The sequence below is a fragment of the Salinivibrio sp. PR5 genome (assembly GCF_001996085.1).
GTDB classification, from domain to species: Bacteria; Pseudomonadota; Gammaproteobacteria; order Enterobacterales; family Vibrionaceae; genus Salinivibrio; species Salinivibrio proteolyticus.
The window spans coordinates 16,437-30,937 of sequence record NZ_MUFK01000039.1; the positions used below are offsets into that span (position 1 = coordinate 16,437).

Below are 14,501 nucleotides of genomic sequence, written 5' to 3' on the forward strand. Positions count from 1 at the left end.
GTCGAGCTGTGAACAAGAATCTGAGTTGTTGCACAGAATAAAGTCGATAGGTTTCACGTGGAACATTTGGATTGTCTCAAGTGAACGATCCAATACTATTTGTCAAGCCAAGCCAAATGATTGTTCGCACTGCGCCGTATTAACCCGTTTAGAAATATGGGGTGCAGAATGGTTCTATATTAAGACCAAGCGACCGATAATTAGGGCTTAAGCTGATGAAAGGAAAAAGTAGTCGGTCAGCAGAAGAAGGTCAGGTTAGATAGAAGCGAGAAGGGAAATGGTATGGCGCATTTTCCCATTGCGAGAGGTTTAATGGAAGGTTTCACGTGGAACATGCGTGTACCTATGTTCCACGTGAAACCAACATTTATCCTTCGTTGTAGGCGCGCGCGACTTCTTCGGCAATCACTTTTATACCTTGTTGCATGGCATCATCTTCTTGGACATAGTTCATGCGAATACATTGTTTAGCATGATCCCAGCCTTCGTGCTCCACACCAATAAAGAAATACTCTCCGGGGACAACAAGTACACCGCGGGCCTTTAAGCGTTTATATAACTCTTGGGTAGAGATTGGGAGCTCGTTAAACCAGAGCCACAGGAAAATCGCTCCTTCTGGCTTATGAACACGAACTCGCTCATCGTTAATGGTCTCCAGCACCATCTTTAAGGTGCGCTGTGACTTTTGTTGGTAGAAAGGACGAACGACGTCTTTGCTTAAGCGTAATAGATCACCACGTTCTATCATCGCTAGTGCCATTGCTGGCCCCACACTGTTTGGCGACAGGCTGACGATGCCGTTGATATTTGACATCGCACTGATCACGGCTTCATTCGCAATCACTATCCCACAACGCACACCCGGCAACCCTAGCTTACTGAGGCTCGAGCAGAGGATGGTGTTGTCATTCCAGAACGGTGCAACGTCTTCAAAAATAATATCCGGGAAAGGCGTGCCATAGGCGTTATCGATGATTAGTGGAATATTGTTGTCGCGTGCGAGTTGGTCCAGTTGTTGAATTTCGTTATCGGTTAACACGTTCCCGGTCGGGTTAGTCGGGCGGGAAGCACAGATGGCGCCAATACTTTCATCAATCGTTAGGCGACTGAAGTCGACGTGGTATTTGAATTGGCGGTTATCCAATAATTCAATGTCAGGTTGGTAGCTAACAAAGATATCGTCGTTGATGCCGGCGTCACCATAACCGATATATTCAGGCGCAAGGGGCAGCAAGATTTTTTTGTGGCTACCATCGGCGTAGCGTCCAGCTAATAGGTTAAACAGATAGAAGAATGCACTTTGGCTGCCATTGGTCAGCATGATGTTCTTGCTTGAGAGTTGCCAGCCATAGGTCTGATTAAGAAGTTCAGCGAGCGCGTTGAGCAATGCCGATTTACCTTGGGGGCCATCATAGTTGGTCATGGCATGTAATAGACTGCCATCTTCCAACATTGACTGGCTAAGCGTTTTAAAATACTCAAGCATTTCTGGGATGGCTGCAGGGTTGCCGCCACCCAACATAATGGCGTCTGGGTTACGTAAGCCATCATTCAGATCGTCCATTAGTTGCGTGATGCCTGAGTGGTTAGCGAGCTTCTCGCCAAAGTGAGTGACTTCCATGGTTACTGCCTTCAAGGTTCGGTGTTGTTGTTATGGTTAAACAGCCATCAACATACAACAATCTATTGTGCAAAAGAAAGTATCGAGAGCTCGTTATTGGATAATCAATAGGGCGTTCGATTGACGGACTTGTTACGTTATCGGTACACCTTGACGGAACCATTGCAGCAGTGATTTAGGCGCTGATTGTTCCACGTGAAACCATGAGGGTGCGTCGACAATCATGCGATGGATCGGATAGGGAGAGAGATAATCACGGGTGAGGCGTTAAGAGTAGATACACCTTGATGCAATAAAAAAGCCCCGCGTCATAGCGGGGCTGAGTCGTGTTTTGCTGATAATTACTTCTGTAGAACAGAAATATCTGCCACGTTGAGGAACTGCTCACGGATAAGGTGAAGCATCGCCAAACGGTTGGCTTTCAGTGCAGGATCGTCTGCCATGACCATCACGTTATCAAAGAAGGTATCAACCGGTGTGCGCAATTGCGCCAGCTCGGTCAACGCGCCTTGATAATCGCTGTCAGCAAATAAAGGTTTAACCGCAGCGACTTTCTCAGCGACCACGTCCGCCAATGCTTTTTCAGCGTCTTCTTGTAGCAAGCTTGTATCGACGCTGCTAGGGAGCTCGCCGTCATACTTGGCCAAGATATTGCCTACACGCTTGTTGGCCGCGGCGAGTGCTTCGGCTTCTTCAAGACTGCGGAAGTGCGACACCGCTTTCACGCGGCTGTCAAAGTCTGCAGGCTTGGTTGGACGACGTGCCAACACCGCTTGGATGATATCCACGCTATAGCCCATATCTTGGTACCAAGCGCGGAAACGACCTAGCATAAAGTCGAGGACATCCGCCTCTACCTCTTTGTGAGTCAGACGGTCATCGTACTGAGCTTTGGCATCACGGATGAGGTCGACAAGATCAAGCTGATAGCCGTTCTCGACGATAATACGTAGAACGCCTAACGCGGCACGACGCAGGGCGAAGGGGTCGCTGCCTTTAGGTGCTTGACCAATACCAAAGATGCCCACGATGGTATCCATTTTGTCAGCCATCGCGAGTGCTGAGGAGACCGGTGTGGTAGGTAGCTTATCACCGGCGAAGCGCGGCCAGTATTGCTCATTCAGTGCCAGCGCTACGGCTTCAGGCTCGCCATCATGACGCGCATAGTGCATGCCCATCACGCCTTGGGTTTCAGTGAATTCAAACACCATCGAGGTCATGAGATCACACTTAGCCAGTTGGCCTGCGCGCTCAGTGTGTGACTTGTCGGCGCCGATACGCTCTGCAATCTGTCCTGCGAGTGCAGTAATGCGATCGGTTTTATCTTTGATGGTACCCAATTGCTTTTGGAATACCGCGCTATCTAGCTCTGGCAGGCGATCAATCAATGGGCGCTTGCGGTCAGTATCAAAGAAGAACTCAGCATCCGCGAGGCGAGGACGCACGACTTTTTCATTCCCTGAGATAACCTGCGCCGGATCTTTCGATTCAATGTTAGATACGAAGATGAACTTGGGCAGTAGCTCGCCGTTAGCGTCATAAACCGGGAAGTACTTTTGGTCGCCTTTCATGGTGTACACCAGCGCTTCTGATGGCACTTTAAGGAACTTGTCCTCAAAAGAGGCAGTCAGTACCACTGGCCATTCCACCAGTGAGGTGACTTCTTCAACCAAGTCTTCATCCAGCTCAGCCATCCCACCAACCGCGGCAGCTGCTGCTTTGGCATCTTTAATAATCAATGCCTTACGCTTTTCATAATCGGCCATGACCTTACCTTCACGCTCAAGACGCTCTGGGTATTGGTCGGCATGATCCAGCGTTAAGCTCGATTCACCCATAAAGCGGTGACCGCGAATCACGCGATTGGACGCCACGCCAAGGATGGTGCCTTCAATCAAGGTGTCCCCATACAGCATCACCAAGGTTTTCACTGGGCGGATAAACTGGGTGTCTTTGTCACCCCAGCGCATGGGTTTAGGAATAGGCAGTTTGCTCAGGGCGTTGTCGGCCAGTACCGGCAATAAGGCGTCGATGGCTTGACCGGGTACGTGTTGACGATACAGCAACCATTCACCTTTATCGGTTTTTAGGCGCTCGGCCTCGCTCACGTCAATCCCGTTACCGCGCGCCCAACCCATGGCCGCTTTGGTGGGGTTGCCATCTGCGTCAAAGGCGGCGCTGACCGCAGGTCCGCGTTTCTCAACCACTTTATCTGGCTGGCGATCGCTCAACGCCGCCACTTTAAGTGCTAAGCGGCGTGGGGAGGCATACCAAGTAATGCCTTGGTGGCTCAGATCAGCGTCTTTCAATTGTGCGTCGAATTGGCTGGCAAAAGCTTCAGCCAAGGTGCGCAAGGCTGTGGGTGGTAGCTCTTCAGTGCCGAGCTCAATCAGGAAATTTTGCGTTGCCATGATGCTCCCTTATTTGGTGTTTCGGCACATCGGGAAGCCCAGCGCTTCGCGAGATGCGTAGTAGGCTTCGGCGACACGTTTAGTCAGTGTGCGAATGCGCAGAATATAGCGTTGACGTTCAGTCACTGAGATGGCTTTACGCGCATCCAGCAGGTTGAACGCATGACCGGCTTTTAGGATCTGTTCGTAAGCAGGCAAAGGGAGCGGCTGCTCGAGATCCAGTAGCTTGGTACTTTCGGCTTCGCACTGGTCAAAGTAGCGGAACAGAAAATCAACATCAGCGTGTTCAAAGTTGTAGGTCGATTGCTCCACTTCGTTTTGGTGGAAAATATCGCCGTAGGTAACTTTGCCAAATGGACCATCGGTCCAAACCAGATCATACACAGAATCGACTTCTTGAATGTACATCGCCAGACGTTCGATACCGTAGGTAATCTCACCAGTGACCGGTTTACATTCCAATCCGCCGACTTGTTGGAAGTAGGTAAACTGAGTGATCTCCATCCCGTTCAGCCAGACTTCCCAGCCGAGGCCCCAAGCGCCAAGCGTTGGGTTTTCCCAGTTATCTTCCACAAAGCGAATGTCGTGGACTTCTGGATCAATACCCAGCACACGCAGCGAGCCTAAATACAGCTCTTGAATGTTATCGGGTGACGGTTTCAGGATGGTTTGAAACTGGTAGTAGTGCTGCAGACGGTTCGGGTTCTCGCCATAACGCCCATCGGTAGGACGACGAGAAGGTTGAACGTAAGCCGCTGCAATGGGCTCTGGACCAAGTGCACGCAAGCATGTCATTGGGTGGGAGGTACCTGCACCCACTTCCATGTCTAGCGGCTGAACAATGGTACAGCCTTGCTGGGCCCAATAATCCTGCAGCGCGAGGATCATACCCTGAAAGGTTTTGATATCGAATTTATGCATTGTCAGGTTCGCGCGAGTTGATGAATGGAGAAAATAGCTGGCAATTATAACTCGCAGCGCGCTCAAGCAGTAGGGGGCTGGCGGATTTTTGTGCGCCTTTGATTCGCTTATTTTTTGCGTGTAGGGGGAGGAGGAATAGAAGTTGCCAAGCGATTGTTCAAATCGTACACTAGCGCCGTCTTGGGGAGTAGTCGACCACTGCACAGTCAGTGGGGCAATCATCAACACAGTTGAAGCAAAATCTTCATGGTGATTGCAAGCCTGCCATTAGGTGCTCTGGGCTTGACGAGACCAACGACAATCGCACGAACCGGGGTGGGGCGTGTGTGTTGTCGTGGTTGAATCATAATAAGCCCTGCCCCGGATGAGCAATGTCATGAGCGTTCTTGCTATTTCTATCTCCACCGTCACTTTGGCGGAAATCGGGGATAAAACCCAACTACTATCGCTGGCGTTAGCGACACGTTTTCGTAAACCCGCGGTGATTATCTTTGCTATTTTCGTGGCGACGTTAGTCAACCACGCCATTGCCGCCTGGCTCGGGGTGGTCGCTGCCGATATACTGACCGATACCGTATTGCATATTGTTTTGATCATCAGTTTTAGCGTGATGGCGGTATGGATGCTGATCCCTGACAAGCTTGAGGAAGAAGGGATTCAGGGTAAAAGCGCTTTCTGGGCGAGCTTCAGTGCCTTTTTTGTTGCAGAAATCGGCGATAAAACTCAGATCGCAACCACAGCATTGGGCGCTCAGTTTAATGATGCGCTTTGGATTGTGGTGATTGGGTCAACCATTGGCATGTTGTTGGCCAATGTCCCCGTGGTGCTGGCGGGTGATAGAATTCAGCGTCATGTGCCATTTGCGGTGGTACGGGCGCTCGCCGCAGCCATGTTTGCGGCGTTGGCTGTCCTTGATACCTGGTATCTACTGAGTTAGCGCAAGACAATGATGAATGAGTAAGGGTTGGCGTTATGCCAGCCCTTTTTTGATCAAAAATTGAAACGGCACGGTCTCTGTTTGGGCTGCGACCAAGGTATGGTCCATAAAGCGACAAAAACTCGGGATATCACGCGTGGTGGAGGGATCATCCGCGGAGATCAGTAAGGTCTGACCGTCATCCATATGGCGGATACGCTTACGCACCATCATTACGGGCTCGGGGCAGCGTAGGCCTATGGCATCAAGTTGGAGATCGGCATGGTCAAAAGGGGCAGTCATGTTAAATACCTCGAAAAATGTCGGTCTGATCATACTTATGGCGAGGAATTATTCAAACAGGGTTGTGTTTGTAAAAAGAATGTGTAGATTAATTAACAAGTCGTTAACGAAAGGCGAGGTCATGAGAAAAGCACAAACGGGCAAATTAGGCTTAGCTTATGGACACCGTATCGCTGCTTACACAGGGCTGAGCGGACTCGCTTTTTGGGAATTAACGCAAAGTCATGAGCACGCTCTCTTGGCAACACTAGCAATTTGCGCTGCAGCGCTGGGGCTATTGGTAGAAACCTTAGCCACTTCGACACCACGTTCGCAGCCTGACTAGGCTAACTCACTCAACAGCTACACTCACTCCCAGTTTTCTTGGGCTTCCCCGCTTTCGGAGCGGGATTTTTTTTGTCTGTACGTCACCAAAAAAAGGCCAACCTGTAACAAAGATTGGCCTTGTTGCGTGAATTAGCCTTGGTGAGCAATATCAATCACCACGCGGCCTTTCACCTCGCCCTGAATAATTTTATCCGCATATTCTGGGGTTTGCGCCAGTGCGATAGTGTGGCATGCCTGTTCAAAGTAACTGGCTGGGAGTAGCTTGGTGAGTGACTGCCACGCAGCTTGACGTTGCGCTTTCGGGCAAGAAACGGAGTCAACACCTTGCAATCGCACATTGCGCAAAATAAACGGCATCACAGTTGCGGGTAAATCGAAACCGCCGGCAAGGCCACATGCGGCGACCGTCCCCCCGTACTGGATTTGTGAGAGGACATTGGCGAGCATTTGACTGCCCACGGTATCAATCGCGCCAGCCCACTGTTGCTTGTCCAGAGGGCGACCGGGTGCGCTGAAGGACTCACGCGGTAGCACGTCGTCAGCGCCTAGTTGTTTAAGCCACGCTTGATTGGCTTCAAGTCGGCCTGTGACTGCACTGACACGATAGCCTAAAGCATGTAATAAAGTGACCGCGACAGAGCCAACACCGCCACTCGCGCCGGTGACTAACACAGGACCATCTTCAGGTGTTACGCCGCCATCGATTAAGGCTTGCACACATAACATGGCGGTAAACCCAGCGGTACCTACCATCATGGCCTGTTGCTCAGTGAGGCCCTCAGGGAGGGGAACGAGCCAGTCGCCATTAACACGCGCTTTCTCGGCCATGCCACCCCAATGTGACTCTCCGACGCCCCAGCCAGTCAGCACTACTTTGTCTCCGGGCATATAGTCAGGGTGCTGGCTATCGGCAACCGTGCCCGCAAAGTCGATTCCTGGCACCATGGGGAACTGGCGAACAATTTTACCTTTGCCGGTGATGGCTAGGCCGTCTTTATAATTGAGAGAACTGAAATCAACATTGATGGTGACATTACCATCAGGCAGCAAATCGTCATCGAGTGAGGTGATCTTCGCGAGGGTTTGTTTTTCGTGTTGTTCGAGGACAAGCGCGTTAAACATGGCATTCTCCCGGTTGGAATAAGTGAGCGGCCATACTAGGCCGAGCGAATAAGCAACCACTTGCGTTACGTCAATCACTATGCGATTGAACGTCGTTAGACGCAACCGAAAAAAAAGAGCGGTAAACACCGCTCTTTCATGGTCACGAGGAAGGCATTACACGCGCTCGAACACGGTGGCAATCCCTTGGCCTAAGCCAATACACATGGTTGCCAAACCTATTGTCGCATCTTGACGCTCCATTTGATGTAACAAGGTGGTCGAGATGCGTGCGCCTGAACACCCTAATGGATGACCTAACGCAATGGCACCACCATTGAGGTTAACCTTTTCATCTACTTTATCCATCAGGCCGAGATCTTTCACACAAGGTAAAGACTGGGCAGCAAATGCCTCATTCAGTTCGACCAAGTCAATGTCATCGATGCTTAGGCCCGCACGTTTGAGCGCTTTTTTGGTCGCTGGGACCGGGCCATAGCCCATGATGGATGGATCACAACCTGCAACGCCCATCGCGCGGATGCGAGCACGAATTGGCAGGCCTAGCGCTTTGGCTTTCTCTTCGCTCATCACCAGCATCGCTGCCGCACCATCGGAAAGGGCCGATGAAGTACCTGCTGTCACTGTGCCGTTTGCCGGATCAAAGGCGGGACGCAAACCGGCGAGGCTCTCTACGGTGGTCTCTGGACGAATCACTTCATCATTTTCCACCAAGGTGAGCAGGCCATCGGCATCGTGGCCTTCAATCGGTGCAATCTCGTCTTTAAAGCGGCCTTCAACGGTAGCGGCATGCGCGCGGGCATGGGAGCGCGCCGCAAACTCATCTTGCATTTCACGGCTAATGCCGTGCATACGGCCAAGCATTTCTGCGGTGAGCCCCATCATACCGGCGGCTTTGGCGACGGATTTTGACAGCCCTGGGTGGAAGTCGACGCCATGGTTCATGGGAACATGACCCATGTGCTCAACCCCGCCAATGATGAAGGTATCACCGTCACCCACCATAATCGCGCGAGCTGCATCGTGCAGTGCCTGCATCGACGAGCCACACAGGCGGTTGACGGTGGTTGCACCCACGCTATGTGGAATGCCAGCAAGGAGTGCCGCATTACGGGCAATATTAAAACCTTGCTCGAGCGTTTGCTGTACACAGCCCCAGTAGATGTCTTCGATGCTGGTGCTTTCTACCGCAGGGTTGCGTGCCAGCAGAGATTTCATCAGATGCGCGGATAGATCTTCAGCGCGGACGTTGCGAAATACACCGCCTTTCGAACGGCCCATGGGGGTACGGATACAGTCAACGATCACTACATTGTTCATTGTTCTCTCCTTAAACTTAGGCTGATTGCGGTGCGTTGACCGGTGTAACATCAAAATAAGCCTGTTTGTCGCCAGCTCGACGTTTCATATCAGCGGGGACGTGATACAAGGCACCGAGATCCGCAAACTTTTCTGCCATGGCGACATAGTTTTCGACACCCAAGGTATCCACGTAGCGGAAGGCACCGCCTCGGAATGGAGGGAAGCCGATGCCGTAAACCAAAGCAATGTCTGCTTCTGCCGGAGAGGCAATGATGTTTTCTTCCAAGCAGCGGGCGACTTCGTTGATCATCGGCACCATCATACGAGCGATAATATCCTCGTCACTGATCTCTGCTTGACCCCCTTCAATCACGGGTGCGAGCAACGCAGGGACTGCTTCGTCAGCTTCTTTTTTCGGCTTGCCTTTTTTGTCTGTGGTGTAGCGGTAGAAGCCTTTGCCATTTTTCTGACCAAAGCGCTCGGCCTCAAACATCACATCAATGGCATCGCGGCCAGACTTACTCATGCGGTCTGGGAAGCCTTCTGCCATCACTGCCTGCGCATGATGTGCGGTATCGATACCGACCACGTCAAGCAGATAGGCAGGACCCATCGGCCAGCCGAATTGTTTTTCCATGATTTTGTCAATGCGCTGGAAGTCCACCCCGTCACGCAGTAGTAAGCTAAAGGCATGGAAGTAGGGGAACAATACGCGGTTGACGAAAAAGCCGGGGCAGTCGTTGACGACCACGGGCGACTTACCCATCTTGGCGGCGTAAGCCACCACGCGCGCGATGGTTTCATCAGAGGTTTTCTCGCCACGAATCACTTCCACTAATGGCATGCGATGAACCGGGTTAAAGAAGTGCATGCCACAGAAGTTTTCTGGGCGGGCCAAAGACTTGGCGAGGGTGTTAATTGGAATGGTAGAGGTGTTGGACGCAATGACCGTGTCGTCACTGACTAGCGCTTCGACTTCTTTGAGCACGCTCGCTTTGATTTTCGGGTTCTCGACTACAGCCTCGACCACGACATCGCTATGCTCAATGCCCGCATAGTGGAGGCTTGGGGTGATTGACGACAGCACTTGGCCCATTTTAAAGCCATCAATGCGACCGCGGCTAAGTTGCTTATTCAACAACTTGGTCGCTTCCGTCATGCCCAGTTCCAATGACTGGGGCGCGATGTCTTTCATCATTACCGGCACGCCTTTCAGTGCCGATTGATAGGCAATGCCGCCGCCCATGATGCCTGCGCCGAGCACAGCTCCACGCTGCGTATCTTTACCTTGTTTGGCAGCTTTCTTTGCATTGCCCTTAATGACTTGGTCATTGAGGAAAATGCCCACGAGGGCTTTGGCAACGTCAGTCTTGGCCAATTTAACAAAGTAACGGTTCTCAACCTCAAGCGCCTCATCACGTCCAAAGCTTGCGGCTTCTTCAATCGCCTTTACGGCCGCTATCGGGGCGGGGTAATGCTTACCCGCAACCTGAGCGACCATGCCTTTGGCCATGGTAAAGCTCATCGCCGCTTCGGTACGATTAAGGGCTAAAGGTTGTTGTTTTTGACGGCGGCGAGTTTGCCAATCAATCTTGCCTTCAATGGCTTGAGTAAGCATGGCTATCGCGGCATCACGCAGTTTGTCGCTCTCTACCACTGCGTCGACCAGCCCCTCTTTCAACGCAGCACTGGCGCGCTTATCTTTTCCTGCGGTAATCAGCTCCATTGCGGTATCCGCGCCAACAAGACGTGGCAAACGAACTGTCCCCCCAAAGCCCGGCATAATACCTAGTTTGGTTTCAGGTAGGCCGATACGGGCGTCAGTGCTCGCCACGCGTAAGTCAGTGGCGAGTACGCACTCACAACCACCGCCAAGAGCATGGCCGTTAATGGCACTGATTGTTGGGAAAGGTAGGTCTTCCAAGCGGTTAAAAATAGCGTTAGCACGCGCCACCCAGTCAGACAGTTCCTGATCTGGCTTGGCAAACAGGCCGAGAAATTCTGTGATATCCGCGCCTACAATAAAGGCTGATTTGGCTGAGGTGAGTAGTAAGCCTTTAATGTCTTGGCCCGCAAGCGCTTCCAGCGCTTCGTTTAAGCTTTCTAGCGTTGCAAGATCCAGTTTGTTGACAGAACCTTGGCTGTCCAGCGTCAGTTCTGCAATGCCGTTATCCAATGCACGAACTGAAAGGTTATCTCCTTGGTAGATCATGGTCGTTCTCCACGTTGGCAGTACCATCCTGGTTGAAGAGTGTTCTGGTTAGACCAGATGCGACCTAGTGTGGATCATTGTTATAATAAATGACAACCAAAAGTTAAACGAATGTTTAAAATATGTGGTGTGAGTAGAAGCTTTACACTGCGTTATTCTCTGATGGGCTATGGTAGACTGACGGGGAAAAGTATTGGGTCGAGCTGTGTATGTCCATCACTCCCTATCGGGTTCCTGCTCAAACAGTCCGCTGTGAGCAGGAGATAAAGAAAAGTCGCTTCATTACCTACCTTGCTCATACGCAAGGAGAAGAAGACGCCAAACAATTTATTCAATCACTCCGTGAGACTTATCCAGATGCACGTCATCACTGTTGGGCATTCGTCGCGGGTCGGCCTGAATCCTCCGTGCAGTGGGGATGTGGCGATGATGGTGAACCTGCAGGTACGGCGGGTAAGCCCATGCTCGCGCAGCTTTCTGGTGCGAATGTCGGTGAAATTTGCGCGGTAGTGGTGCGGTACTTCGGTGGGGTAAAGCTGGGTACCGGTGGCTTGGTGAAAGCATACGGAAGTAGTGTGCAACAAGCGTTGGCGATGATGGAAACGCGAGAAATCGCTGTCACGGTTCCTTATGTCTTAAGCTGTGAATATGCTCACATTGATACAATTGAATCCTTACTCAAGCAATACCACGGCGTTCAGCTTGATGCAGAATTCAGTCATAATGTGCGATTAACCGTGCGTATTGACGCACGATTTGTCGCAGATTTTCTAGAAGCATTAAAAAACCAGACCCGCGGTCAGGCCTATGTGTCTCCGCTGGAAAATGAATCAACGTCAGGCACCTAGCCTGCTTTACGTGTAACGACGAGACGTCAGTTGAATACTGTCGCCGATAAGAGGGCCACGTCAGGCTATGCAATTTCGTTCCATCACCCGCATCGTCGGCTTATTACTGGCCCTGTTTAGCATAACCATGCTCGCACCAGCGCTGGTCGCGTTTATATATAGAGACGGTGCAGGTTATCCTTTTGTACTGACCTTCTTTCTATTGCTTGCCGGCGGTGGGTTACTATGGTTTCCAAACCGTCGCAATAAACATGAGCTAAAAGCCCGTGACGGCTTTTTGATTGTGGTCTTGTTTTGGACGGTGATTGGCAGCGCGGGCGCGGTACCCTTGATACTCTCGGAGCAACCCGATCTCTCCGTCAGCGAAGCCTTTTTTGAATCTTTTTCAGGCTTAACCACAACGGGTGCAACCGTGATTGTGGGACTGGATGAGCTTCCCAAAGCGATTTTGTTTTATCGTCAATTGCTACAATGGCTCGGCGGCATGGGGATCATTGTGTTAGCGGTCGCGATTCTGCCTGTGCTCGGTATCGGGGGAATGCAGCTTTATCGCGCGGAAATCCCTGGTCCTGTCAAAGATACCAAGATGACACCGCGAATAGCCGAGACAGCCAAGGTGCTTTGGTACATTTATCTGACCTTGACCGTGAGCTGTGCGTTGGCCTATTGGCTAGCCGGTATGTCAGCCTTTGATGCAATTGGGCACAGTTTTTCGACTGTAGCGATTGGGGGCTTTTCGACCCATGATGCCAGTATCGGACATTTTGATAGCACCGCCATCAACCTGATCACGGTTGTCTTTCTGCTCATCTCTGCATGTAATTTCTCGTTGCATTTTGCCGCGTTTGCCAATAATGGTCTGAACATTAAATTTTATCTCCGTGACCCTGAGTTTCGTGCCTTTTTGGTGATTCAGTTCTTGTTATGGCTGGTGGTCTTTACCATGCTAAGCGGGCACCAAGTGTACGACGGTCCGACAGAGACATTAACCCAAGCCTTGTTTCAGTCTGTCTCTATCTCGACCACTGCTGGCTATACCACGACGACGTTCGCCCATTGGCCGTTGTTCCTTCCAGTCTTACTCTTGTTTTCATCGTTTATTGGTGGCTGTGCTGGCTCAACTGGTGGCGGGATGAAGGTGATCCGTATTCTGCTGCTATCTCTGCAAGGAACACGGGAGCTAAAACGGCTAGTGCACCCTCGCGCGGTCTATACCATCAAAGTCGGGAATAAGGCGCTAAGGCAACAAGTGGTCGATGCCGTATGGGGATTCTTCTCAGCTTACGCGCTGGTCTTTGTCATTTGCATGTTGGCCTTAATTGCGACGGGGATTGAGGAGTTAACTGCTTTTTCTGCCGTTGCTGCGACCCTCAATAACTTAGGGCCGGGACTCGGAGAAGTGGCCGCTCACTTTGGTGATATTAATGATACGGCCAAATGGGTATTGATCCTCGCGATGCTTTTTGGCCGTTTAGAGATATTCACGTTATTGGTTTTATTTACGCCCACATTCTGGCGCAGCTAGCCGATGGGGAAGGAGAGAACATGAGCGCGCAACAGGACGCAACGCAAAAAGTCTTACTACTGCACTCTAGTCGAGAAGGGCAGACCAAGAAGATCCTGCATTTTATCGAGAAGCAGCTGGGTGAGTCGGCGGAGTGTGAGATAAAGGATATTCATCAGCTTCCTCAGGTCGATCTCAGTCATTATGATCGCGTGCTGATTGGCGCGTCTATCCGATATGGCCACTTTAATAAAAAGCTGTACCAATTTATCAATACGCATGTTGAACAGCTCAAAGCGGCGAAAGCTGCATTCTTTAGTGTCAATCTCACTGCGCGTAAACCGGGCAAAGACACACCAGAGACCAGCGCTTATAGCCGTAAGTTTATCGAGAAGTCACCATGGACCCCTGAACTGCATGGTGTGTTTGCGGGCGCACTCTACTACCCACGCTATAAATGGTTCGATCGAGTGATGATTCGCTTTATCATGCATATTACGGGTGGGGAAACGGACACGACCAAGGAAGTGGAATACACGGATTGGCGTAAAGTGGCGGAATTCAGCGAGCAATTTGCCCGCTTTTAGGCCATAACGCTGATTGTTTGACCGAACAGCGGCTTTTTCTAAAAAAAGTCGCTTTTCCCTCTTGCCAAGGTGAGCAACTTCTCTATAATGCGCCTCCATCGACACGGCACACAGGGCAAGCGCTCATCGGCCATGTCGGGGCAAAAAATCAAATAAAAATAAACGCTTGACGTCAGTTTTTAAATGATTAAGATAGCCCACCTACTTAACGCCGACAACGCGTTAGGGAAGTCAAAAAGAGGTTTTGTTTTCGCCGGTTGGCATCAACAAAAAGATAAAATTTCTTCTTGACTTCATCGGCAAGGCGAGTAATATACGCAGCCCTGACCGAGCGAAGCAACGCTTCGCAAGTCAACGCTCTTTAACAATTTGACCTATGCAATCTGTGTGGGCACTCGTTGAGAATAGACAAAAAGATTTATTCGAT

The 14,501-nt window shown here is 50.9% G+C and carries 12 protein-coding genes; 5 read left to right on the top strand and 7 right to left on the bottom strand.

Annotated features, from left to right (window positions below; translation table 11 throughout):
* Positions 1–367: 367 nt before the first annotated feature.
* From BZG82_RS12965 to glyQ, 3 genes are all read right to left on the bottom strand, one after another.
* A complete protein-coding gene (locus BZG82_RS12965) occupies positions 368–1,621 on the bottom strand; it encodes a valine--pyruvate transaminase (protein ID WP_077766012.1) in 1,254 nt (417 codons plus the stop codon).
* 341 nt (positions 1,622–1,962) lie between these two features.
* Entirely contained in the window at positions 1,963–4,032 is a 2,070-nt protein-coding gene (gene glyS, locus BZG82_RS12970; RefSeq protein ID WP_077480200.1) for a glycine--tRNA ligase subunit beta, read from the bottom strand.
* Positions 4,033–4,041: 9 nt separating this feature from the next.
* The gene (glyQ, locus tag BZG82_RS12975) at positions 4,042–4,953 is read right to left on the bottom strand and encodes a glycine--tRNA ligase subunit alpha (protein ID WP_077766013.1); all 912 of its coding nucleotides are present in this window, start codon (positions 4,951–4,953) and stop codon (positions 4,042–4,044) included.
* A gap of 376 nt (positions 4,954–5,329) precedes the next feature.
* On the opposite strand from glyQ, the gene BZG82_RS12980 reads away from it, so the two are divergent.
* The gene (locus tag BZG82_RS12980; protein ID WP_077663445.1) at positions 5,330–5,890 is read left to right on the top strand and encodes a TMEM165/GDT1 family protein; all 561 of its coding nucleotides are present in this window, start codon (positions 5,330–5,332) and stop codon (positions 5,888–5,890) included.
* 33 nt (positions 5,891–5,923) lie between these two features.
* Here the strand turns inward: BZG82_RS12980 and tusA are convergent, their stop codons facing one another.
* A complete protein-coding gene (tusA, locus tag BZG82_RS12985; protein WP_077766014.1) occupies positions 5,924–6,172 on the bottom strand; it encodes a sulfurtransferase TusA in 249 nt (82 codons plus the stop codon).
* Here tusA and BZG82_RS12990 point away from each other — a divergent pair.
* A complete protein-coding gene (locus BZG82_RS12990) occupies positions 6,171–6,497 on the top strand; it encodes a hypothetical protein (RefSeq protein ID WP_077675904.1) in 327 nt (108 codons plus the stop codon). The two genes, tusA and BZG82_RS12990, sit on opposite strands and share 2 nt — an antisense overlap.
* A gap of 131 nt (positions 6,498–6,628) precedes the next feature.
* On the opposite strand, the gene acuI is transcribed toward BZG82_RS12990, so the two are convergent.
* The 3 genes from acuI to fadB all read right to left on the bottom strand — a co-directional run bounded on the left by acuI (position 6,629) and on the right by fadB (position 11,135).
* Positions 6,629–7,621, bottom strand: a complete 993-nt coding sequence (gene acuI, locus BZG82_RS12995) for an acrylyl-CoA reductase (NADPH) (protein WP_077766015.1) — start codon at positions 7,619–7,621, stop codon at positions 6,629–6,631.
* 156 nt (positions 7,622–7,777) lie between these two features.
* The gene (gene fadA, locus BZG82_RS13000; protein ID WP_077766016.1) at positions 7,778–8,941 is read right to left on the bottom strand and encodes an acetyl-CoA C-acyltransferase FadA; all 1,164 of its coding nucleotides are present in this window, start codon (positions 8,939–8,941) and stop codon (positions 7,778–7,780) included.
* A gap of 16 nt (positions 8,942–8,957) precedes the next feature.
* Positions 8,958–11,135, bottom strand: a complete 2,178-nt coding sequence (gene fadB, locus BZG82_RS13005) for a fatty acid oxidation complex subunit alpha FadB (protein ID WP_077766017.1) — start codon at positions 11,133–11,135, stop codon at positions 8,958–8,960.
* A 209-nt stretch (positions 11,136–11,344) separates the two neighbouring features.
* On the opposite strand from fadB, the gene BZG82_RS13010 reads away from it, so the two are divergent.
* The 3 genes from BZG82_RS13010 (at position 11,345) to hemG (ending at position 14,074) form a co-directional block, all read left to right on the top strand.
* Positions 11,345–11,983, top strand: a complete 639-nt coding sequence (locus tag BZG82_RS13010) for a YigZ family protein (protein WP_077766018.1) — start codon at positions 11,345–11,347, stop codon at positions 11,981–11,983.
* Between the two features lie 67 nt (positions 11,984–12,050).
* The gene (locus BZG82_RS13015; RefSeq protein ID WP_069586516.1) at positions 12,051–13,508 is read left to right on the top strand and encodes a TrkH family potassium uptake protein; all 1,458 of its coding nucleotides are present in this window, start codon (positions 12,051–12,053) and stop codon (positions 13,506–13,508) included.
* Positions 13,509–13,528: 20 nt separating this feature from the next.
* Complete coding sequence (gene hemG / locus BZG82_RS13020; RefSeq protein WP_069586515.1) at positions 13,529–14,074, top strand: menaquinone-dependent protoporphyrinogen IX dehydrogenase; 546 nt, start codon at positions 13,529–13,531, stop codon at positions 14,072–14,074.
* The last annotated feature ends 427 nt before the right edge of the window (positions 14,075–14,501 follow it).

Excerpts from the sequence above, each read along its gene's own strand:
- BZG82_RS12965 (WP_077766012.1), bottom strand. The coding sequence starts at position 1,621 with ATGGAAGTCACTCACTTTGGCGAGAAGCTCGCTAACCACTCAGGCATC.
- glyS (WP_077480200.1), bottom strand. The coding sequence starts at position 4,032 with ATGGCAACGCAAAATTTCCTGATTGAGCTCGGCACTGAAGAGCTACCA.
- glyQ (WP_077766013.1), bottom strand. The coding sequence starts at position 4,953 with ATGCATAAATTCGATATCAAAACCTTTCAGGGTATGATCCTCGCGCTG.
- BZG82_RS12980 (WP_077663445.1), top strand. The coding sequence starts at position 5,330 with ATGAGCGTTCTTGCTATTTCTATCTCCACCGTCACTTTGGCGGAAATC.
- BZG82_RS12990 (WP_077675904.1), top strand. The coding sequence starts at position 6,171 with ATGTTAAATACCTCGAAAAATGTCGGTCTGATCATACTTATGGCGAGG.
- tusA (WP_077766014.1), bottom strand. The coding sequence starts at position 6,172 with ATGACTGCCCCTTTTGACCATGCCGATCTCCAACTTGATGCCATAGGC.
- acuI (WP_077766015.1), bottom strand. The coding sequence starts at position 7,621 with ATGTTTAACGCGCTTGTCCTCGAACAACACGAAAAACAAACCCTCGCG.
- fadA (WP_077766016.1), bottom strand. The coding sequence starts at position 8,941 with ATGAACAATGTAGTGATCGTTGACTGTATCCGTACCCCCATGGGCCGT.
- fadB (WP_077766017.1), bottom strand. The coding sequence starts at position 11,135 with ATGATCTACCAAGGAGATAACCTTTCAGTTCGTGCATTGGATAACGGC.
- BZG82_RS13010 (WP_077766018.1), top strand. The coding sequence starts at position 11,345 with ATGTCCATCACTCCCTATCGGGTTCCTGCTCAAACAGTCCGCTGTGAG.
- BZG82_RS13015 (WP_069586516.1), top strand. The coding sequence starts at position 12,051 with ATGCAATTTCGTTCCATCACCCGCATCGTCGGCTTATTACTGGCCCTG.
- hemG (WP_069586515.1), top strand. The coding sequence starts at position 13,529 with ATGAGCGCGCAACAGGACGCAACGCAAAAAGTCTTACTACTGCACTCT.